Origin of the sequence: Streptomyces sp. NPDC048636, from assembly GCF_040650655.1 — a bacterium.
Taxonomy (GTDB): domain Bacteria; phylum Actinomycetota; class Actinomycetes; order Streptomycetales; family Streptomycetaceae; genus Streptomyces.
Genome location: NZ_JBEZHR010000015.1, coordinates 175,324 through 195,315 on the forward strand (window position 1 = coordinate 175,324; position 19,992 = coordinate 195,315).

At 72.7% G+C, this 19,992-nt stretch carries 18 protein-coding genes; 4 read left to right on the forward strand and 14 right to left on the reverse strand.

Annotation, left to right across the window (positions count from 1 at the left end; genetic code table 11):
* The first annotated feature begins 234 nt into the window (after nucleotides 1-234).
* Both AB0C66_RS30530 and AB0C66_RS30535 read left to right on the forward strand, forming a co-directional pair.
* Complete coding sequence (locus AB0C66_RS30530) at nucleotides 235-441, forward strand: hypothetical protein (protein WP_362445744.1); 207 nt, start codon at nucleotides 235-237, stop codon at nucleotides 439-441.
* A complete protein-coding gene (locus AB0C66_RS30535; RefSeq protein ID WP_362445747.1) occupies nucleotides 438-1,178 on the forward strand; it encodes a DUF2637 domain-containing protein in 741 nt (246 codons plus the stop codon). The genes AB0C66_RS30530 and AB0C66_RS30535 overlap by 4 nt, the downstream gene beginning before the upstream one ends.
* An 80-nt stretch (nucleotides 1,179-1,258) precedes the next feature.
* On the opposite strand, the gene AB0C66_RS30540 is transcribed toward AB0C66_RS30535, so the two are convergent.
* The 3 genes from AB0C66_RS30540 to rpe all read right to left on the reverse strand — a co-directional run bounded on the left by AB0C66_RS30540 (nucleotide 1,259) and on the right by rpe (nucleotide 4,683).
* Nucleotides 1,259-2,698 (reverse strand): GuaB1 family IMP dehydrogenase-related protein, encoded by a 1,440-nt coding sequence (locus AB0C66_RS30540; protein ID WP_362445750.1) that lies wholly within the window; start codon nucleotides 2,696-2,698, stop codon nucleotides 1,259-1,261.
* A gap of 184 nt (nucleotides 2,699-2,882) precedes the next feature.
* On the reverse strand, nucleotides 2,883-3,872 hold the full coding sequence (locus AB0C66_RS30545) for a sugar-binding domain-containing protein (protein WP_254742598.1): 990 nt from the start codon (nucleotides 3,870-3,872) through the stop codon (nucleotides 2,883-2,885).
* A gap of 112 nt (nucleotides 3,873-3,984) precedes the next feature.
* Nucleotides 3,985-4,683: a ribulose-phosphate 3-epimerase gene (gene rpe, locus AB0C66_RS30550; protein ID WP_362445753.1), complete on the reverse strand. Its 699-nt coding sequence runs from the start codon at nucleotides 4,681-4,683 to the stop codon at nucleotides 3,985-3,987.
* A gap of 199 nt (nucleotides 4,684-4,882) precedes the next feature.
* On the opposite strand from rpe, the gene AB0C66_RS30555 reads away from it, so the two are divergent.
* Nucleotides 4,883-5,806, forward strand: coding sequence for a serine hydrolase (locus AB0C66_RS30555; protein ID WP_362445756.1), 924 nt, complete (start codon nucleotides 4,883-4,885; stop codon nucleotides 5,804-5,806).
* Between the two features lie 2 nt (nucleotides 5,807-5,808).
* Here AB0C66_RS30555 and AB0C66_RS30560 read toward each other — a convergent pair whose 3' ends face one another.
* The 3 genes from AB0C66_RS30560 to fmt all read right to left on the reverse strand — a co-directional run bounded on the left by AB0C66_RS30560 (nucleotide 5,809) and on the right by fmt (nucleotide 10,435).
* Complete coding sequence (locus AB0C66_RS30560) at nucleotides 5,809-7,296, reverse strand: transcription antitermination factor NusB (protein WP_362445759.1); 1,488 nt, start codon at nucleotides 7,294-7,296, stop codon at nucleotides 5,809-5,811.
* A gap of 43 nt (nucleotides 7,297-7,339) precedes the next feature.
* Complete coding sequence (locus AB0C66_RS30565) at nucleotides 7,340-9,259, reverse strand: ABC transporter ATP-binding protein (protein ID WP_362445762.1); 1,920 nt, start codon at nucleotides 9,257-9,259, stop codon at nucleotides 7,340-7,342.
* Between the two features lie 240 nt (nucleotides 9,260-9,499).
* The gene (fmt, locus tag AB0C66_RS30570; RefSeq protein ID WP_362445765.1) at nucleotides 9,500-10,435 is read right to left on the reverse strand and encodes a methionyl-tRNA formyltransferase; all 936 of its coding nucleotides are present in this window, start codon (nucleotides 10,433-10,435) and stop codon (nucleotides 9,500-9,502) included.
* A 259-nt stretch (nucleotides 10,436-10,694) separates the two neighbouring features.
* Here fmt and AB0C66_RS30575 point away from each other — a divergent pair, with 259 nt between their 5' ends.
* The gene (locus tag AB0C66_RS30575) at nucleotides 10,695-11,243 is read left to right on the forward strand and encodes a hypothetical protein (protein WP_362445768.1); all 549 of its coding nucleotides are present in this window, start codon (nucleotides 10,695-10,697) and stop codon (nucleotides 11,241-11,243) included.
* Between the two features lie 151 nt (nucleotides 11,244-11,394).
* Here the strand turns inward: AB0C66_RS30575 and AB0C66_RS30580 are convergent, their stop codons facing one another.
* The 8 genes from AB0C66_RS30580 to AB0C66_RS30615 all read right to left on the reverse strand — a co-directional run bounded on the left by AB0C66_RS30580 (nucleotide 11,395) and on the right by AB0C66_RS30615 (nucleotide 19,931).
* Nucleotides 11,395-13,566 (reverse strand): primosomal protein N', encoded by a 2,172-nt coding sequence (locus tag AB0C66_RS30580; RefSeq protein ID WP_362445770.1) that lies wholly within the window; start codon nucleotides 13,564-13,566, stop codon nucleotides 11,395-11,397.
* 142 nt (nucleotides 13,567-13,708) lie between these two features.
* The gene (metK, locus tag AB0C66_RS30585; RefSeq protein ID WP_362445773.1) at nucleotides 13,709-14,932 is read right to left on the reverse strand and encodes a methionine adenosyltransferase; all 1,224 of its coding nucleotides are present in this window, start codon (nucleotides 14,930-14,932) and stop codon (nucleotides 13,709-13,711) included.
* A 243-nt stretch (nucleotides 14,933-15,175) separates the two neighbouring features.
* Nucleotides 15,176-16,393 (reverse strand): bifunctional phosphopantothenoylcysteine decarboxylase/phosphopantothenate--cysteine ligase CoaBC, encoded by a 1,218-nt coding sequence (gene coaBC, locus AB0C66_RS30590; protein ID WP_362445775.1) that lies wholly within the window; start codon nucleotides 16,391-16,393, stop codon nucleotides 15,176-15,178.
* A gap of 142 nt (nucleotides 16,394-16,535) precedes the next feature.
* The gene (rpoZ, locus tag AB0C66_RS30595; protein ID WP_003970369.1) at nucleotides 16,536-16,808 is read right to left on the reverse strand and encodes a DNA-directed RNA polymerase subunit omega; all 273 of its coding nucleotides are present in this window, start codon (nucleotides 16,806-16,808) and stop codon (nucleotides 16,536-16,538) included.
* Nucleotides 16,809-16,837: 29 nt separating this feature from the next.
* Nucleotides 16,838-17,404, reverse strand: a complete 567-nt coding sequence (gene gmk, locus AB0C66_RS30600) for a guanylate kinase (RefSeq protein ID WP_362445779.1) — start codon at nucleotides 17,402-17,404, stop codon at nucleotides 16,838-16,840.
* A gap of 38 nt (nucleotides 17,405-17,442) precedes the next feature.
* Nucleotides 17,443-17,766 carry an integration host factor gene (locus AB0C66_RS30605; RefSeq protein WP_009713618.1) on the reverse strand — a complete coding sequence of 108 codons (324 nt, stop codon included), beginning with the start codon at nucleotides 17,764-17,766 and terminating at the stop codon, nucleotides 17,443-17,445.
* 204 nt (nucleotides 17,767-17,970) lie between these two features.
* Nucleotides 17,971-18,825 (reverse strand): orotidine-5'-phosphate decarboxylase, encoded by an 855-nt coding sequence (pyrF, locus tag AB0C66_RS30610; protein WP_362445782.1) that lies wholly within the window; start codon nucleotides 18,823-18,825, stop codon nucleotides 17,971-17,973.
* The gene (locus tag AB0C66_RS30615) at nucleotides 18,822-19,931 is read right to left on the reverse strand and encodes a quinone-dependent dihydroorotate dehydrogenase (RefSeq protein ID WP_362445785.1); all 1,110 of its coding nucleotides are present in this window, start codon (nucleotides 19,929-19,931) and stop codon (nucleotides 18,822-18,824) included. The genes pyrF and AB0C66_RS30615 overlap by 4 nt, the downstream gene beginning before the upstream one ends.
* Between the last annotated feature and the right edge of the window lie 61 nt (nucleotides 19,932-19,992).

Here is a 19,992-nt window from a genome sequence, read left to right on the forward strand (position 1 = left end):
AGACAAACCCGCAGGTGGGAATCGCCGAGCAGTCGGTCCCCGCCACTCCACGTCAGCGCAAGACCCTACGAGCCGTCCGCCCACGGCCGTAATGCACCACCCTTGCGCATGACTGGATGAACGTTGCGCGCGGGGGCGTGCGACGGGGAATTGTTGCGGGCGACTGCGAGAGTGAGCGCGGGATTCACCCGAATGCCGCGATACTGCACCATTTTAGCGGTCGTTGGTGGGGACGTGACCACTGACAGCCTGCAACCGCCCGAACACTCAGCGCTCCGTCCCGAACCCGTGTTCCGGGCCCGGGACCACGGCGGCGAGGAGGAACGCTACCCGCTCGAATACTGTTCGCGGGTGTGGGAGGACTTCCTCCGCGCGCTCAACCGGATCGAGGCCGACTTCCTCCAGCGCTCCGGCTCCGCGGAACCGGGCCTCAAGGCATGACGTACACCGAGCCGAGGCCGGGCGGCTACGGGCCCCCACCCACCGGCCACCACCACGCGTCCGTTCCCGGAGAGCGGTACGACGTGGGCGTCGAATACGAGATGAATCCTTTCCCCCTCCCGGACCCCGAGACCATCGAGGGCCGCTGGGACCTGGAAGGGGATCTGGCACGGCTGCTCCAGACGTCCTCCCCCGAGGCGCCGCAGCACCCCATCGGGCCGCTCCGGCCCCCTTCCCACGCACCGGCCCGCGGCGGCCGCGGCAAGCGGCGCCGGGTGCGCTTCCGGCTGCCGACGATGCCCTGGGTCCAGCTGACCAGCCTGCTGTTCGCGGCGGTCACGACGGTCATCGTCGCCATGCTGAGCGTGCTGGGCGGAATGATCTCCTATCCCCCGCTGCGCTATCTGGCCTCCCCCAGCACCTCGGAGTCCATGGCCGCGTGGTGGCCGCTGCTGGTCTACGGACCGTGGCTGGTCGCCTCGCTGTCGGTGCTGCGGGCCGCGCTGCACCGGCGGGGAGCCGCGCACTCATGGGCCGTGGTGGTGCTCTTCTCCGTCATCGCGGTCTTCCTGTGCGTCGCCCACGCGCCCAAGAACCCGGCCAGCATGGCGGTCGCCGGTCTGCCGCCGGTGGCCGCGCTGGTCTCGTTCCACCAGCTGGTACGGCAGATCACGCTCAACAGCCCACCGCGTCACGCACTGCCCCGCACCCGCGGCGAGCAGCGGATGCCGCGGTGACACACGGCAGTTGACGCCCGACAGGTGGCCCCCACTCACCCGAGCCGAGTGGGGGCCACCTGTCTCTTGGGGCTCGGGTGTCAGTCCCAGCTGGCGTGCAGCGGCTTGCCCTCCGCGTAGCCCGCGGCGCTCTGGACGCCGACCACGGCGCGCTCGTGGAACTCCGCCAGGGAATTCGCGCCCGCGTAGGTGCAGGAGCTGCGGACGCCCGCGATGATCGAGTCGATCAGGTCCTCGACGCCCGGGCGGGCCGGGTCGAGGAACATCCGTGAGGTGGAGATGCCCTCCTCGAACAGCCCCTTGCGGGCGCGGTCGTAGGCCGACTCCTCACTCGTGCGGTTGCGCACGGCGCGCGCGGAGGCCATCCCGAAGCTCTCCTTGTACGGCCGTCCGTCGGCGGTGTGCTGGAGGTCGCCCGGCGACTCGTAGGTGCCCGCGAACCAGGAGCCGATCATCACGTTGGAGGCTCCGGCGGCCAGCGCCATGGCGACGTCGCGCGGATGGCGGACACCACCGTCGGCCCAGACGTGCTTGCCGAACTTCCGCGCCTCGGCGGCACATTCGAGCACCGCGGAGAACTGCGGGCGGCCCACGCCGGTCATCATCCGGGTGGTGCACATCGCGCCCGGTCCGACACCGACCTTGACGATATCGGCACCGGCCTCGATGAGGTCGCGCACGCCCTCGGCGGCGACCACGTTGCCCGCCACCACCGGCACCCGGGGGCCGAGGGCGCGAACGGCCTTGAGGGCGCTGATCATCGACTCCTGGTGGCCGTGGGCGGTGTCCACCACGAGGGTGTCCACCCCGGCGTCCAGCAGGGCCTTGGCGCGGCCCTCCACATCGCCGTTGACCCCGACGGCGGCGGCGATCCGCAGCCCGCCCGCCGCGTCCACGGCGGGCTGGTAGAGGGTCGCGCGCAGCGCGCCCTTGCGGGTCAGGATGCCGGCGAGGCGGCCGTCGGCGTCGACGGCCGGGGCCAGCTTGCGGTGCGCGGTGTCGAGGCGGGTGAAGGCCTCACTGGGGTCGATATCCGCGTCCAGCAGCAGCAGTTCGCGGGACATGACCTCGGAGAGCTGGGTGAAGCGGTCGACACCGGTGAGGTCGGACTCGGTGACCACGCCCACCGGGCGGCCGTCCTCGACCACCACACCCGCGCCATGGGCCCGCTTGGGCAGCAGGGACAGCGCGTCGGCGACGGTCCCGGTGGGCGCGAGCACGATCGGGGTGTCCAGCACCAGATGGCGGGACTTGACCCAGCGGACCACATCGATGACCACGTCGATCGGGATGTCCTGGGGGATGACCACAAGACCGCCGCGGCGGGCGATCGTCTCCGCCATCCGGCGGCCCGCGATCGCGGTCATATTGGCGACGACAAGGGGAATGGTGGTGCCGGAGCCGTCCGGTGAGCTCAGATCCACCCCCTGGCGGGAACCGACCGCGGAGCGGCTCGGGACCATGAACACATCGTCGTAGGTCAGGTCGTACGGGGGCTTCAGATCATTCAGGAAACGCACGTGCTCAACTTCCCAGTCGTTCGGAATCAGCCCTCGACGCAGGAAGCCGAGGAAAACGCACGTACTTCATTCTCCCATGGCACCACCGGCGCGGGGGCCCGGACGATCATCCAGTCCGTACCGGGCCCCGGTGGTCGGATCGTCCGAATCCGCGCGCGGGTCGGAACGCCGGGTGGAGCGGAGGTTACGGACCGTCCGGATCGGCGCGGTCCAGGGCGGGACGCGGACCCGGGCCGGTCTCCAGCAGCAGATGGTCGGCGGCGGCCGTGTCGGTCACCAGGCTGGTGACAAGACCGGACCGCAGGACCGCGCCGATCGCCGCGGCCTTGCGGCCGCCGCCCGCGATGGCCACCACCTCGGGGATCCGCCGCAGCCGGTCCGCCTCGACGGTGATACAGCGCTCGCCGAGGTCGCGGCCGATCCGGCGGCCCTCGGTGTCGAAGAGGTGGGCGGACATCTCGGCGGCGGCGCCGAGCCCGGCGTAATGGGCCCGCTCCTCCTCGCTGAGCATGTCGTAGACCGTCGAGATACCGGCCTCCCACGAGCCGATGGAGACGGCCGCGACGGTGACCTTGTCGAAGTACTCGAAGGCCCGGGCGATCCCGGTCTGGCCGCGCAGCGCGTCGGCGGTGGCCGTGTCGGGCAGCAGCATCGGCGCGTAGATGGGGTGGGCCTCACCGCCGGATACGGCGGCGGCGCGGCGGACCGCCTCCACCGAGCCGCGCTCGGCGGTGCCCGCGTCGTACACACCGGTGAGCTGGACGACGGTGCACGGCGGGAGCTGGTGCAGTGCGGCGGCCATATGGATCGTGGAGCGTCCCCAGGCCAGCCCCAGCACATCTCCCTCGGTGACCAGCTCGCCCAGCAGGTCGGCGGCCACCTCGCCCAGGTTCTCCGGGTCGGGGGTGTCGGCCTCGGCGTCGGCCGGGGACTCCACGACCACCGCGTGCCGCAGGCCGTAGCGGGCGCGCAGCGCGTCGGAGCGCTCGGCGTCGAGCTCGGCGGGGACCCGGATCTCGATGCGCACCAGGTCGCGCTCGAGCGCGGTCTCCAGGACGCGCGCCACCTTGAAGCGGCTGACGCCGAATTCCTCGGCGATCTGGATCTTGGACTTGCCCTCGAGGTAGAAGCGGCGCGCCATGGCCGCCGCCTGCACCAGTTCGGCGGGTCCCATCCGCGTGGCTGAACGGCCCGTCGACACCGCGGTCTCCTCACTTGTCACTGTTCTGGACTCACCGTTCATCCTGTCAGAAACGGTGGAGTTGGTCCGGCCTTTACCCTTCCGTTCACCGCCCCGTAGTGGAGTGGCCGCACAGTCCGGTGGCGCCCGGCGCGTTCTCGGCCAGGGCGCGCAGCTCCTCGACGGCCTTGGCCGGGTCCTGGGCGCCGTAGACCGCGGAACCGGCCACGAAGACATCGGCGCCCGCCTCGGCGCAGCGCTCGATGGTCGAGGCGGAGACCCCGCCGTCCACCTGGAGCCACAGCTCCAGACCGTGCTTGGCGATCAGCTCACGGGTGCGGCGGATCTTGGGAAGCATGATGTCGAGGAATGCCTGACCGCCGAAACCGGGCTCCACGGTCATCACCAACAGCATGTCCAGCTCGGGCAGCAGGTCCTCGTAGGGCTCGATCGGGGTGGCGGGCCTGAGCGCCATCGACGCCCGCGCGCCCTTGGCCCGGATCTCGCGCGCCAGCCGCACCGGCGCCGCCGCGGCCTCCACATGGAAGGTCACCGAACCGGCCCCGGCCTCGACGTACCGCGGGGCCCAGCGGTCCGGGTCCTCGATCATCAGATGGCAGTCCAGCGGGATGTCCGTGGCCTTCCCCAGGGATTCGACCACCGGCACGCCCAGGGTCAGATTGGGGACGAAGTGGTTGTCCATCACGTCGACATGGAGCCAGTCGGCGCCTTCGACCGCCTTCGCCTCGTCCGCGAGGCGGGAGAAGTCGGCGGACAGGATGCTGGGATTGATCTGCGCGGCCATGTCCCCAGCCTCCCACGACCGGAGCCGGTCCTGGGAGCCGGGATGATCGCGGGGACTCACGACATGCGAAATCCTGTCCATGCGAAAGCATGAACACATACGAGACAACCCTTGGCTGTCGCATGGGGGTCATGTGAGTCGGGCGCACCCGATGTGCGCTCGGCACCAGCGACATACCAAGGGAAATGGGCCTACGACGATGACGCGACACCGAATACCCCGGCGCCCCCGCGCAGCGCTGTCCGTGGCACTGGCCGCGGCCGTGCTCGCGCCCATGGCGGCCGGGGCGGGGTCGGCGGCCGCCGCCGCGCCACGGGCGGTCTGCACCTCCGACCGGGCAGGACTGGCCGACAAGCTCTCCCGTGACATCACCGCGGCGCTGCGGGACAAGTCCGCCACCGCCGCGGTCAGCCTCCGCGATCACACCACGGGCACGGTCTGCACCCTGCGCGCGGACCAGAAGTTCGACTCCGCGAGCGTGGTCAAGGTGACGGTGCTGGCCACACTGCTGTGGGACGCCGGCAACCACCACCGGCATCTGACCGGCCACGAGTCCGATCTCGCCACCGAGATGATCACCAAGTCGGACAACGACGCCACCACCGAGCTGTGGCGGAAGCTGGGCCGCGGCAAGGTCGGCGCGTTCGTCCGGGCCGCCGGAATGAACCGCACCGTCCCCGGCCGCGACGGCTACTGGGGGCTCACCCGGATCACCGCCAACAACGAGGAGAAGCTGCTGGAGCTGGTGACCCACCACAACCGGGTGCTCAGCGACAACTCCCGCGCCTACATCCTCAAGCTGATGGGCAAGGTCATCCCCTCCCAGCGCTGGGGCACCCCGGCCGGAGCCCCCGACGGGGCGCGGGTCCAGGTGAAGAACGGCTGGCTGGAGCGGAACACCCACGGCTGGCGGGTGCACAGCGTCGGGGCCTTCACCGGCGGCTCCCACGACTACACGATCACGGTGCTCACCCAGGACAACTCCGCGATGGACACCGGGGTCTCCACCATCGAGGCGGTCTCCCGCGCGGTCCACCGCGACCTCAACCCCGGCGCCCGCGGAACCCGGTTCACCCCGACCGAGAGCCCACAGGAGACCCTGCCGGCGGCGCCCGGCAAGTGACCTCAGCCGGTGCGGCGCAGCAGGGCCAGGTACATGGCGTCCGTGCCGTGCAGATGCGGCCACAGCTGGATGTCGGGGCCGTCGCCGAGTGCGGGGACGCCGGGCAGCAGGGGGCGGGCGTCGATCCATTCGGCCGTGGCCGCCGGGCCGCCCCGGCCCTTGAGGACGTCCTCGACCACGGCCCGGGTCTCGGCCGGATGCGGTGAGCAGGTGGCGTAGCCGACCACGCCGCCGATCCGCACCGCGGTGAGCGCCTCGCGCAGCAGTCCTCGCTGGAGCGGGGCGAATCCGGCCAGGTCGTCGGGGCTGCGCCGCCAGCGGGCCTCGGGGCGGCGGCGCAGTGCGCCGAGCCCGGTGCACGGGACGTCGACCAGCACCCGGTCGAAGGTGCCCGGCCGCCACGGCGGCCGGGTGCCGTCCGCGGCGATCACCTGGTACGGGCCGGGGTTGCCCGCGAGGGCGCGGCCCACCAGCCGGGCGCGGTGCGGCTGCTTCTCCGCGGCGAGCAGTGTGGCGTCCCGCCGGGCGGCGAGCGCGGCGAGCAGCGCGGCCTTGCCGCCGGGGCCCGCGCAGCCGTCCAGCCAGCGCCGGTCCGGCCCGTCCAGCGGGGCGTGGGCCAGCGCGAGGGCCACCAGCTGGCTGCCCTCGTCCTGGACCCCGGCACGCCCCTCGCGTACGGCGTCCAGCGCCGAGGGCTCCCCGCCCTCGGTGAGCCGCACCGCGTACGGGGACCAGCGGCCGGGCTCGGCCTGTTCGCCGACGGCTGCCAGCAGTTCGTCCGGGGTGGCGCGGCCGGGCCGGGCGACGAGAGTGACCTCGGGCCGTTCGTTGTCGGCCGCGAGCAGGTCCTCGATCCCGGCGCTGCCACCGCCGAGCGCGTCCCACAGCGCGGAGACGATCCAGCGCGGATGGGAGTGGACGACGGCGAGATGCGCCTCGGGGTCCTCGTCGTAGGGCGGGGCGACCCGCTCCAGCCAGCCGTCGAGGCCGTCGGAGGCGACCCGGCGCAGCACCGCGTTGACGAATTTGGCGCGCCCGTCGCCGAGTACCACCCGGGCCAGCTCGACGCTGGCGGAGACGGCGGCGTGGGTGGGGATGCGGGTGCCCAGCAGCTGGTGGGCGCCGAGGCTGAGGACGTCCAGCACCGGCGGGTCGACCTCACGCAGCGGACGGTCCACACAGGCGGCGATGATGGCGTCGTAGGTGCCCTGGTGGCGCAGGGTGCCGTAGACCAGCTCGGTGGTGAGCGCGGCGTCCCGGGCGTCGAACCCCTCGTCCTCCCGGGCCTTGCGGAGCAGCGGCGGGAGGACGAGGTTGGCGTACGCGTCCCGCTCGTCGACGGCCCGCAGCGCCTCGAAGGCGAGCATCCGTACGGGATCCTTCTGCGGCCGGCGGTAGGTCCGGCCGGGCTTGCCGCCCCGGCCGGGGTTTCCGGGCGCCGGACCGGGTGCGGGGGTACGGCGGGGGCGACGACGGGGCTGGTCGGTCACGGGACATGTGCTCCGGTGGCGGATGGGGCGGGAAAGGACCAGCCTACGCGGCCGGGGTGGGCACGGTCCGCGCACCGTCCGCGGCCGGTCCGGCCTCGCCGCCCGGCCGCTCGAACTGGGTCCGGTACAGCTGGGCGTAGCGGCCGTCGGCGGCGAGCAGTTCGGGGTGGGTACCGCGCTCCACGACCCTGCCGTCCTCGACGACGAGGATGAGGTCGGCGGCCCGTACGGTGGACAGCCGGTGCGCGATGACCACCGCGGTGCGTCCCTCCAGGGCCTCGGCGAGCGCCTCCTGCACGGCCGCCTCGGAGGTGGAGTCCAGATGGGCGGTGGCCTCGTCGAGGATGACCACCTGGGGGCGGGCCAGCAGCAGCCGGGCGATGGTCAGCCGCTGGCGCTCACCGCCGGAGAGCCGGTAGCCGCGCTCGCCGACGACGGTGTCCAGTCCGTCCGGCAGGGCCGCGATCAGCCCTGCCAGCCGGGCCCTGCGCAGCACCTCCCACAGCTCCTCGTCGGTGGCCTCCGGCCGGGCAAGCGTCAGGTTGGCGCGGATGCTGTCGTGGAAGAGATGGCCGTCCTGGGTGACCATGCCGAGCGTGGTGCGCAGGGATGCGGCGGTGAGGTCGCGGACGTCCACCCCGGACAGCCGCACCGCCCCGCTGTCGGTGTCGTAGAGCCGGGGCAGCAGTTGGGCGAGGGTCGACTTGCCCGCGCCGGAGGAGCCGACGAGGGCGACCATCTGCCCGGGTTCGGCGCGGAAGGAGACCTCGTGCAGCACCTGGACACCGCCGCGGGTGTCGAGCGAGGCCACCTCCTCCAGGGAGGCGAGGGACACCTTGTCGGCGGCCGGGTAGCCGAAGCCGACGTGGTCGAACTCGACGGACACCGGCCCCTCCGGGACCTCCCGGGCGTCCGGCTTCTCGCTGATCAGCGGCTTGAGGTCGAGCACTTCGAAGACCCGCTCGAAGCTGACGAGCGCGCTCATGACCTCCACGCGGGCTCCGGCCAGTGAGGTCAGCGGGGCGTAGAGCCGGGTGAGCAGCAGGGCGAGCGAGACCACGGCGCCGGGGTCGAGCCGTCCGTTCAGCGCGTAGTAGCCGCCGAGGCCGTAGACCAGGGCGAGGGCCAGCGCGGAGACGAGGGTCAGGGCGGTGACGAAGGAGACCTGGACCATCGCGGTGCGCACCCCGATGTCCCGCACCCGGCCGGCCCGGGCGGCGAACTCCGCGGACTCGTCGGCGGGCCGTCCGAAGAGCTTGACGAGGGTGGCGCCGGGGGCGGAGAACCGCTCGGTCATCCGGGTGCTCATCGCGGCGTTGTGGGCGGCCGCCTCGCGCCGCAGTCCGGCGAGCCTGCCGCCGACGCGGCGGGCGGGCAGCAGGAAGAGCGGGAGGAGCAGCAGCGCCAGCAGGGTGACCTGCCAGGAGATGCCGATCATCACCACCAGGGTGAGCAGCAGGGTCACCACGTTGCCGACCACACCGGAGAGGGTGTCGCTGAAGGCCCGCTGCGCGCCGATGACATCGTTGTTGAGCCGACTGACCAGGGCGCCGGTACGGGTACGGGTGAAGAAGGCCACCGGCATCCGCTGGACGTGGTCGTAGACCGCGGTGCGCAGATCGAGGATCAGTCCCTCGCCGATGTTCGAGGAGAGCCAGCGGGTCAGCAGGCCGAGGGCCCCCTCGGCCACCGCGATCACGGCGATGAGCCCGGCAAGTCCGAGGACGGTGCCCTGCCCCGAGCGGTGGATGATCGCGTCCACCACCCGGCCCGCCAGCAGCGGTGTCGCCACCGCGAGCGCGGCCGTGACCGTGCTCAGCACCAGGAACAGCAGCAGTGGGCGGCGGTGGGGCCGGGCGAACGCCCCGATGCGGCGCAGTGTCGCGCGGGAGAAGGGACGTCGGTCATCGCTGGCGTTCGAGGCGTGGTGCAGGGAATGCCAGGCGGTGACTTCCATGTCCATCGCGCACCTCCGAGGTGTGGGGTGCCGCCCCCGTGAGACCGGCTGATCCGGAACCGGCGGCACACCAGGGACGGTAAAACCTCAAGTAAGGTTGAGGTCAATCATTCCCCGCGAGGCGGCGGCGCGTCGTGGCGCGGCCGCGTTCGCGGCACCTCCAACGCGCCGGGCGGCGCCCGGCGCACCGGCCGAACGCTCCGCGCCGCCGTACCTTCCTTGGCTACGCCGTATCTTCTCCGCGCCTTACGACGCCCCCAGCCGCTCCCCCTCGGCGATCCGCACCCCACGGGCCCAGTCGGCCGCCGGCATCGGCTTCTTGCCCTGCGGACGGACCCAGCTCAGCTCCACCGCATGGCTGCCGGTGCCCACGTAGACCGCCTTCTTGGTCACCGCCATCGCACCCGGCTCCAGCTCGGTACGGTCCGGCACCAACGCCGCGGACACCACCTTCAGCCGCTCCTCGCGGAAGGTCGTCCACGCTCCGGGCGCCGGGGCGCACGCCCGCACCACCCGGTCCACGCGCAGCGCGGGCGCGGTCCAGTCGATCTCCGCGTCCTCCACATTGATCTTCGGCGCGAGCGAGACGCCCTCGGAGGGCTGCGGTACCGGGCGCAGGGTGCCGTCCTCGATACCGTCCATCGTCGCGGCGAGCAGCCCGGCCCCGGCGAAGGCCAGCCGGGTCAGCAGATCGCCGCTGGTGTCGGTGGCCCGGACGTCCTCGGTGACCACCCCGTACACCGGCCCGGAGTCCAGCCCCTCCTCGATCTGGAAGGTGGCTGCCCCGGTCACCTCGTCGCCCGCGAGCACCGCGTGCTGCACCGGAGCGGCACCGCGCCACGCGGGCAGCAGTGAGAAGTGCAGATTGACCCAGCCGTGCTCCGGGATCTCGAGTGCCGCCTTGGGCAGCAGCGCCCCGTACGCCACCACCGGGCAGCAGTCCGGCGCGATCTCGCTCAGCCGGGCCAGGAAGTCCGGATCCCGCGGCTTGGCGGGCTTGAGCACCTCGATCCCCGACTCCACGGCCCGCTCGGCGACCGGGCTGGCCACCAGCCGACGGCCGCGCCCGGCGGGGGCGTCGGGACGGGTCACCACGGCCACCACCTCATGCCGGTCCGACGCGATCAGCGCGTCCAGGGCGGGCAGTGCGACCTCGGGGGTACCGGCGAAGACGAGCCTCATGGGTGGCGAACTACCTCTCACACAGCGGAAACGGCGACTCAGTCTATGGTCCGCGGCTCAGGGGGCGTACGGCCCGACGCCCGCACGCCCCGGACCGTGACCGACGGGCGGGTGCCGCGTTGGTCAAGAGAGATTGACCTCCTCGGGCCGCGGCAGCGGCCCGATGTGTCTCCCCCGACCCATCGTCACCTCTGGACTCCCCCGACCCCAGTTCCCCCCACCACCGTTCCCCTTCCACGCCGGTTCGAGAGGCTTGTTCATGGCCGACCACGCAACCCACGACGCCCAGGCACGGGCCAGCCTGCACCTCCTGGTCCGGGACATCGAGCGGGTCCGCCGACAGGTGGACGCGCTGCGTACGCTCACCGCCCAGCTCGGCAACGTCTACCGTCCGCGGCGCACCGGCCCGTCCGCCGGTTTCGTGGTCTACGGACGCGCCCCGGCCCCCACCGTGCGGCTGGCCCAGGAGCTGCGGGACAGCGTCGAGACGCTGGTCACGGCCGCGGTGGACTTCGACCGCTCGCTCGGCTTCTCCTGGGACGCGGTCGGTTCGGCACTGGGCGTCACCAAGCAGGCGGTGCACCGCCGTTACGGCGCGCGCCGGGCCGCCGCGCCGACCCCGGGCGAGGGCGGCGAGGCCCCGGTGGCCCGTCCGGACGGGCCCACCGCGCTGCCCACCCCCACGCTGCCTTCGGTCCCCGCCGCACGCTCCGGGCCGCCACAGCCCGCGCCCTTGCGCGAAGAGCCCCGCCCGAGCTTGCGCGAAGAGGCCCGCCCGAGCGCGTTCCCCAGTCCGCGCAACGGCTGACCGTCCACCGGTCGGCCACCCGAGGCCGACCCCTTCGGCAGGCCCCGGCTCCCTCCGGCAGACCCCTCGGTCCGGCAGACCCCCTCGGTCGGCCGTCCTCAACGGGCCGCTCTCCCCCGCGGATCGCCGACACCCTCGGGCGGGACGGCCCTCAGCCGATCTCGAGCGGATCCACCCGGACCGCCGGGTCCTTCTCCCCCCGGGCCAGGCGGCGCGCCTTCGCCTCCTTCAGGGCCGCGGCCAGCTCGCCGCCCCGGCCGGGGCGCACCCGGATCAGCGCCCGCTCCCACGGCTCGCCCGGCGGAGGATCGCCGGGGCGGCGCGGGCGGCCCGGCTCGGTGACCGGCAGCGGTACCGGGCCGAGGATCTCCGCCCCCTCCGGCAGCGCCGCCGACGCGATCAGCTCGGCCACCGCCTCCGCCGGACCGGACACCGCCGCCATCCGTGAGACCGGCGGGAAACCGAGCTGCGCCCGCTCGGCCAGCTCCCGCGCCGCGTAACCGGCCGGATCCCAGCGCACCAGGGCCTGGACCGGACGCAGCGTGGGCTCGGCGATCACCACCACCGTCCCGCCCCCTTCCGCACCGCCGCGCTCGCCGTGTCCGCGCACCAGGGAGGCCGCCTCCAGCCAGTGGCGCAGCGCGTCCTCGCCCGCCCGCAGATCGGGGCGGCCCAGCAGCGCCCAGCCGTCCAGCAGCAGCGCCGCCGCGTAGCCGCCCTCGGCCACCGGCTCGGCGCCCGGGGTGCTCACCACCAGGGCCGGGCGGTCGGGCACCGTGGTCAGCACATGGTCCCGGCCGGAGGTACGCACCGGGACGGCGGGAAAGGCCCGGCCCAGCTCCTCGGCGGTGCGCCGGGCACCGACCACGCTCGCCCGCAGCCGCGCTCCCCCGCAGGCCGTACAGTGCCAGCCCGTCTCCGGCCGTCCGCACCAGCCGCACTCCAGCCGCTCCGCGTCCCGCGCCTGGAGCGGACCCGAGCAGTGGGCGCAGCGCGCGGGCTCCCGGCAGCGCTCACAGGCCAGCCGCGGCACATAGCCCCGGCGCGGCACCTGCACCAGCACCGGGCCGCGGGTCAGCGCCTCGCGCACGGTCTGCCAGGCGAGCGTGGGCAGCCGGGCGGCGCGGGCCTCGGCGTCCCGCGCCACCTCGCCCTCGTCGACCGTCCGGATCAGCGGCGCGGCGGCGCGGACCTGCTCACGCCCGGCCTCCAGGGGCCGCGCCCAGCCGTTCTCCACCAACTGCGCGGCCTCCACGGTGCGGCCGAGGTCGCCCAGCAGAACGCCGGTGCGCTCCTGGACCGAGCGCAGCAGCAGCACATCGCGGGCGTGGGGAAGCGGCAGATGGTCATCGCTGTGGCTCTGGTCCCCGTCGTCCCAGATCCCCACCAGGCCCAGCTCACGGACCGGCGCGAACATCGCCGCCCGGGTGCCCACCACGGCCCGTACGGCGCCCCGGCTCACCGCCAGCCAGCGGCGGTAGCGCTCCTCGGGTCCGAGCTCGGCGGTGAGCAGCACATGCCGCCCCGGGCCGCCGAGCGCGCCGGTGAGCGCCTCGTCCACCCGGGCGGCGGTCTTCCCGTCCGGCACCACGATCAGGGCGCCGCGGCCGGAGGCGAGGGTGGCGGTCACGGCGGCGGCCCATTCGCCGGGCCAGTGCGGTCCGGGCAGCGCGGTCCACACCGCCCGCGGCCGGTCGCCGCGCGCAAGCGCCTCCAGGAACCCGGGCCCGGCCGGATAGCGCGCCCAGCTCCCGGGCGCGGGCGGCTCCGGCGGGGGCAGCGGCGGCGGTGACGGCTCGCCCTCCGCGCGGGCGTTGCGCTTGGGTATGGCCAGCTGCAGGACATCGGCGAGCGATCCGGCGTAGCGGTCGGCGACCGCCCGGCACAGCGCCAGCAGTCCGGGGCCGAGCACCGGCTCCGGGGAGACCACCTGGGCCACGGCGGCCAGCGGCCCTCGGTAGTCGGATTCGGCGACCCGCTCGATGAGGTAGCCGTCGAGCAGTCCGCCGCCCTCCCGGCGCCCCTCGCGCACCTTGCCCGTACCGGCCCCGAACCGCACCCGCACCCGCACCCCGGGCCGGGCCCCGGCGTCCATCTCGGCCGGAATCGCGTAGTCCCACAGCTTGTCCAGGTGCACCGGGCCCTTGTCGACGAGGACCTTGGCGACCGGCAGCTCCGCGGCCAGCGCCGCCCCCCGCCAGGTGCGCGGCTTGGCCCGCGGCACCTTGGCCTTGCGTACGGACTCCCGGATGAGCGCGAGCTGCTCCCCACCGGGCGGCTGCGCCTCGGCGTCCGGCTTCGACCCCTCGTTCTCGCTGCTCACAGCTCAAGTCTTAGCAGACGGCACGGACACGGAGATCTCGCTACGGGCCATGGCCCGCCCCCGGGACGCCGAAGGGCCCGGACGTCGGAAGGCCCGGCCACCCCTGCCGGGGCGCCGGGCCTTCCGAAGGACCGAGGGGGGCTTACAGCCCCGCGGCGGCGCGGAGGGCGTCCACGCGGTCGGTGCGCTCCCAGGTGAAGTCCGAGAGCTCACGGCCGAAGTGGCCGTAGGCCGCGGTCTGGGCGTAGATCGGGCGGAGCAGGTCGAGGTCGCGGATGATCGCGGCCGGGCGCAGGTCGAAGACCTCGAAGATGGCCTTCTCGATCTTCTCGGCGTCGATGGCGGCGGTGCCGAAGGTCTCGACGAAGAGACCGACCGGCTCGGCCTTGCCGATGGCGTACGCGACCTGGACCTCGCAGCGCTGGGCGAGCCCGGCGGCGACGACGTTCTTGGCGACCCAGCGCATCGCGTAGGCGGCGGAGCGGTCGACCTTGGACGGGTCCTTGCCGGAGAAGGCGCCGCCACCATGGCGGGACATCCCGCCGTAGGTGTCGATGATGATCTTGCGACCGGTGAGACCGGCATCACCCATCGGACCGCCGATCTCGAAGCGGCCGGTGGGGTTGACCAGCAGGCGGTAGCCCTCGGTGTCCAGCTTGATGCCGTCCTCGACCAGCTCGTTCAGCACATGCTCGACGACGAATTCGCGGATGTCGGGGGCGAGCAGCGAGTCCAGGTCGATATCGGAGGCGTGCTGCGAGGAGACGACGACGGTGTCCAGCCGGACCGCCTTGTTGCCGTCGTACTCGATGGTGACCTGGGTCTTGCCGTCCGGGCGCAGGTAGGGGATGGTCCCGTTCTTGCGGACGTCGGACAGCCGGCGGGAGAGCCGGTGCGCCAGGTTGATCGGCAGCGGCATCAGCTCGGGGGTCTCGTCGCACGCGTAGCCGAACATCAGGCCCTGGTCACCGGCGCCCTGCTTGTCCAGCTCGTCCTCTTCTTCACCTGCGGCGGCACCCTCGACCCGGAGCTCATAGGCCGAGTCGACGCCCTGGGCGATATCGGGCGACTGCGAACCGATCGACACCGAGACACCGCAGGAGGCGCCGTCGAAGCCCTTCTTCGACGAGTCGTAGCCGATCTCGAGGATCTTGTTGCGGACGAGCGACGCGATCGGGGCGTACGCCTTGGTCGTCACCTCGCCGGCCACATGCACCAGGCCGGTGGTGATCAGGGTCTCGACCGCGACCCGGGAGGTCGGGTCCTCCTTGAGGAGGGCGTCGAGGATGGTGTCGCTGATCTGGTCAGCGATCTTGTCAGGGTGACCCTCGGTCACGGACTCCGAGGTGAACAGGCGGCGGGACACATCGCTCCCTGGGGTTGCAGCGGCTGCTGGCTGATCATGGGCGGGACCGCTCGGGGGCTGCGCCCGGTGCGATTCCTCGGCCAGTTTATCCGGCACGCGGGCCGGACGAGCATCCCCGTCCCACAGAACGGGCAGGCCGTGACCTGGAACATACCTCGCCGACCGCGGAAAATCAGCCAGGGCGGCCCCGCGGGAAGGTGTCATGGCCCGATCGGGCGCCCGTCACCGGCGGGTCCGCGCCGGTCAGGTCAGCCGGGCCGCCACCAGATCCCAGACGGTGTCGGCGAGGGCGTCCTTGGGGCCGTGCGGAACGGGGGTCTCGCCGCCGTCGGCCGCGAGCACAACGGCCTCATTGGTCTCGGAGCCAAATGTCTTGTGCTCCCCCACCTCGTTCACCACGAGCAGATCGCAGCCCTTGCGTGCCAGCTTGACGCGGCCGTTGGCCAGCACATCGTCGGTCTCGGCGGCGAAGCCCACGACGATCTGACCGGAGCGGGCGCAGTCCGTGGAGATCTCCGCGAGAATGTCCGGATTTCGTACCAGGGCGAGCGGCTCGGGCTCGGCGCCCTCCCGCTTCTTGATCTTGCCCTGGGCGTAGTGGGCGGGCCGGAAGTCGGCGACGGCGGCGGCCATCACCACGGCGTCGGCGTCCGCGGCGGCCTTCAGGACCGCCTCCCGCAGCTGGGCGGCGGTGCCCGCGCGCACCACATCGGCACCGGCGGGATCGGGCAGCTCACTGTTGACCGAGACCAAGGTCACCCGGGCGCCCCGGGCGACGGCGGCGCGGGCGAGGGCGTAGCCCTGGCGGCCGGTGGAGCGGTTGCCGAGGAAGCGCACCGGGTCCAGCGGCTCACGGGTGCCCCCCGCGCTGATCACCACATGGCGTCCGGCGAGGTCGCGCTCACCGGCGCGCTCACCGCGGTCCAGCACCCGGCGGCAGAGCTCGAAGATCTGCTCGGGGTCGGGCAGCCGTCCCTTGCCGGTGTCCACCCCGGTCAGCCGCCCGACGGCGGGCTCGATGACCAGTGCGCCACGGCGGCGCAGAGTGGCCACGTTCTCCCGGGTGGCGGGGTGCTCCCACATCTCGGTGTGCATGGCGGGGGCGAAGACGACCGGACAGCGCGCGGTGAGCAGCGTATTGGTCAGCAGATCGTCGGCGAGCCCGTGGGCGGCCTTGGCGAGGAGGTCGGCGGTGGCGGGGGCGACCACGACAAGATCGGCGGACTGGCCGATGCGCACATGCGGGACCTCGTGGACCGACTCCCACACCTCGGTGTTCGCCGGCCGGCCGGACAGCGCCGACCAGGTGGCCTCGCCGACGAACTGAAGCGCCGAGGCGGTCGGCACCACACGGACCTCATGTCCGGACTCGGTGAGACGCCTCAGCAGCTCACACGCCTTGTACGCGGCGATCCCGCCGCTGACGCCCAGCACGACCCTGGGCCTGTCCGCCGTGGTCATCGCTCGCCTCTCCCCGCCGTGTACGCCGGTCGTACCCACCCATGACACACCACGAGCCCGGTGCTGGGGACCCTCAGCTGTCACTGAAGGGCGCCCCGTGCCGGGCCGGTGATGAGCGATCTGAAACTACAGCGATCCGAAACTACTGCGCCGGGCCCTCGATGGCCTCGGAAGTCAGCAGACCCGCGTTGATCTCGCGGAGCGCGATCGAGAGCGGCTTCTCGTGGACGTGGGTGTCCACGAGGGGGCCGACGTACTCGAGCAGCCCCTCGCCGAGCTGCGAGTAGTACGCGTTGATCTGACGCGCCCGCTTGGCCGCGTAGATCACGAGGCTGTACTTCGAGTCAGTGGCCTCGAGCAGCTCGTCGATCGGCGGGTTGATGATGCCCTCGGGCGTGGTGATGGAAGAGGACACGCTCTACCTTCCGAAAGGAGGAAAAAGATCTATAGAACCTTCATCAAGGCTAGCAGCTCGCGCGACACGTCCTCGACGGAGGTGTTGACCAGGGTCCGGTCGAACTCGGACTCCGCGGCCAGCTCGGTCCTGGCGGCCTCCAGCCGCCGCTCGATGACCTCCGGCGCCTCGGTGCCCCGGCCGGTGAGCCGGCGCACCAGCTCCTCCCAGCTGGGCGGGGCGAGGAAGACGAGCTGCGCCTCGGCCATGGACTCACGGACCTGCCGGGCGCCCTGGAGGTCGATCTCCAGCAGCACCGGCTCACCCGCGTCGAGGCGGTCGAGTACGGCCTGGCGCGGGGTGCCGTAGCGGTTGCCCGCGAACTCGGCCCACTCCAGCAGCTCACCATTGGCGATGAGCTTGTCGAACTCCCCGTCGTCCACGAAGAAGTACTGGACGCCGTGCTGCTCACCGGGGCGCGGTCTACGGGTGGTGGCCGAGACCGAGAGCCAGACCTCGGGGTGTTCCTTGCGCATATGGGCGACGACCGTGCTCTTGCCGACCCCGGAGGGGCCGGAGAGCACGGTCAGTCGCGGACGTGCGGAGTGTGCTGCCATGCAGCGATTATCCAGGTTCCCGGGGGTGCCTGGAAACGTCAGCCGGCGGCGCCGCCGAACTCACGCTCGAGTGACGCGATCTGGTTGGAGCCGAGACCCCGTACACGGCGGCTCTCGGAGATGCCGAGGCGCTCCATGATCTGCTTGGCGCGGACCTTGCCGACGCCGGGCAGGGACTCGAGGAGAGCCGAGACCTTCATCTTGCCGATGACATCGTTCTCCTGGCCCTGCTTGATGACCTCGTGCAGAGAAGCGCCGGAGTGCTTGAGCCGATTCTTGACCTCGGCGCGCTCCCGGCGAGCCGCGGCGGCCTTTTCGAGCGCGGCTGCGCGCTGTTCAGGGGTAAGGGGCGGAAGAGCCACGCCTTCGTCACCTCGGATATCGAACTGTCGGATATGGACCGGTGAGGAACCTAGTCGGCCCTCACCTGCGGAGCAACGCGCAACGCAGCAGCACGTTCGCTCTCGTCGGAGACTAGCGGCCCATCCCGCTCCAGTCAGCGAGAACAGACGAAAAGTCCTGGTCAGACTCGCTCGACCGGTACATTTCTGGACAAAATAGCCCGGTTATTCAGCCACGGCCCGCACCGCATCGGCCATTCGGGCCGCCGCCTCGACCAGCGAAGCCGCGTCCGGACCGTGCCGGAGCACCCCTCGGCTGACACTCGGGACGACGTCGCGGACCGCCGCGCCGAAGACGCCGGGGAGGTCGGCCGGGGTCGCCCCCTGGGCGCCGATGCCGGGGGCGAGCAGCGGGCCGTCGATCGTCAGCTCGGCGCCGGCCCGCGACGCCGCGGTGCCCAGGGTCGCGCCGACGACCGCGCCGAAGGAGCCGAGCCGCCCCTCGGCCGCCTCGGCGGCGTTCTCGGCCTTCAGGGACGCCAGCACCGAGGCGGCGACGGAGCTGCCGTCCGCCCGCACCGCGTGCTGTACCTCGGCGCCCTCCGGGTTGGAGGTCAGCGCGAGGACGAACACCCCCGCCCCGCTCGCCCGCGCCGCGTCCAGCGCCGGGCGGAGCGAACCGAAGCCGAGGTAGGGGCTGACGGTGACCGCGTCGGAGAAGAGCGGGCTGCCGGGGTCCAGATACGCCGCGGCGTAGGCGCCCATGGTGGAGCCGATGTCACCGCGCTTGGCGTCCATGAGGACCAGCGCACCGGCGGAGCGGGCGTCGGCCACGGCCCGCTCCAGGACGGCGATGCCGCGCGAGCCGAAGCGCTCGAAGAAGGCCGACTGCGGTTTGAGGACGGCGACCCGCCCGGCGAGGGCGTCCACCACGGTCCGGGTGAACCGCTCCAGGCCCGCCACATCGTCCCCGAGGCCCCATTCGGCGAGCAGGGAGGCGTGCGGGTCGATGCCGACGCACAGCGGGCCGCGGGTGTCCATGGCGGCGCGCAGCCGGGCGCCGAAGGGGGCGGTGGTCATACGGTCTCCTTGCGGACCTCGGCGCCGACCGCGTCGGCGAGGGTGGCGTAGGGGGAGGCGGCCAGCCGGTCGGCGAGGCCGCGGTGGATCTCCCGGCACCAGAACGGGCCCTGGTAGATGAACGCGCTGTAACCCTGGACCAGCGTGGCCCCGGCGAGGATGCGCTCCCAGGCGTCGTCCGCGGTCTCGACGCCGCCGACGCCGACCAGGGTGATCCGGTCGCCCACCCGCGCGTACAGCCGCCGCAGCACCTGGAGGGAGCGGGCCTTCAGGGGCGCGCCGGACAGTCCGCCGGTCTCGCCGGTGAGCTCCGCGCCGGAGCGCAGGCCCAAGCCCTCGCGGGCGATAGTGGTGTTGGTGGCGATGATGCCGTCCAGGCCGAGGTCGACGGCGAGGTCGGCGACCGCGTCCACGTCCTCGTCGGCCAGATCCGGCGCGATCTTGACCAGCAGGGGTACCCGGCGGTCGGTGACGGTGCGGTCGGCGGCCTCGCGGACGGCGCTGAGCAGCGGCCGCAGATGGTCGACGGCCTGGAGGTTCCTCAGTCCGGGGGTATTGGGCGAGGAGACGTTGACGACGAGGTAGTCGGCGTGGGCGGCCAGCCGCTCGGTGGACGTCACATAGTCGCCGACGGCTTCCGCCTCCGGGACGACCTTGGTCTTGCCGATGTTGACGCCGACCGTCGTACGGAAGACGGGGCGGCGGTCGGCGAGCCGGGCGGCGACCGCGGCAGAGCCGTCGTTGTTGAAGCCCATGCGGTTGATCAGGGCGCGGTCGGCGATCAGCCGGAACAGCCGCCGCTTGGGGTTGCCGGGCTGCGGCTGGGCGGTGACGGTGCCGATCTCGACATGGTCGAAGCCGAGCATGGCCATGCCGTCGATGGCGGCGGCGTTCTTGTCGAAACCGGCGGCGAGCCCGAACGGGCCGTGCATCCGCAGCCCCAGCGCCTCGGTGCGCAGCGCCTTGTGGCGGGGGGCGAGGACAGCCGCGGCGAAGGTGCGCAGGCCGGGGACGCGGGCGGCCAGCCGGATCCAGCCGAAGGCCAGGTGGTGGGCCTTCTCCGGGTCCATGCGCCGGAAGAGCAGGTTGAACAGCAGCGAGTACATGAGGGGCTTTCTGCACACGGAGGGAGGGGGGCTCGCGAAGAGGGGAGGGGGACACCGGCCG

Bases quoted from the DNA above. Each gene is read 5' to 3' on its own strand.
- AB0C66_RS30535 (WP_362445747.1), top strand. From the start codon at position 438: ATGACGTACACCGAGCCGAGGCCGGGCGGCTACGGGCCCCCACCCACC.
- AB0C66_RS30545 (WP_254742598.1), bottom strand. From the start codon at position 3,872: ATGGGACCCGCCGAACTGGTGCAGGCGGCGGCCATGGCGCGCCGCTTC.
- AB0C66_RS30555 (WP_362445756.1), top strand. From the start codon at position 4,883: ATGACGCGACACCGAATACCCCGGCGCCCCCGCGCAGCGCTGTCCGTG.
- AB0C66_RS30565 (WP_362445762.1), bottom strand. From the start codon at position 9,259: ATGGACATGGAAGTCACCGCCTGGCATTCCCTGCACCACGCCTCGAAC.
- fmt (WP_362445765.1), bottom strand. From the start codon at position 10,435: ATGAGGCTCGTCTTCGCCGGTACCCCCGAGGTCGCACTGCCCGCCCTG.
- pyrF (WP_362445782.1), bottom strand. From the start codon at position 18,825: ATGACCACCGCCCCCTTCGGCGCCCGGCTGCGCGCCGCCATGGACACC.
- coaBC (WP_362445775.1), bottom strand. From the start codon at position 16,393: ATGACCACGGCGGACAGGCCCAGGGTCGTGCTGGGCGTCAGCGGCGGG.
- AB0C66_RS30575 (WP_362445768.1), top strand. From the start codon at position 10,695: ATGGCCGACCACGCAACCCACGACGCCCAGGCACGGGCCAGCCTGCAC.
- AB0C66_RS30615 (WP_362445785.1), bottom strand. From the start codon at position 19,931: ATGTACTCGCTGCTGTTCAACCTGCTCTTCCGGCGCATGGACCCGGAG.
- rpe (WP_362445753.1), bottom strand. From the start codon at position 4,683: ATGGCCGCGCAGATCAATCCCAGCATCCTGTCCGCCGACTTCTCCCGC.
- gmk (WP_362445779.1), bottom strand. From the start codon at position 17,404: ATGGCAGCACACTCCGCACGTCCGCGACTGACCGTGCTCTCCGGCCCC.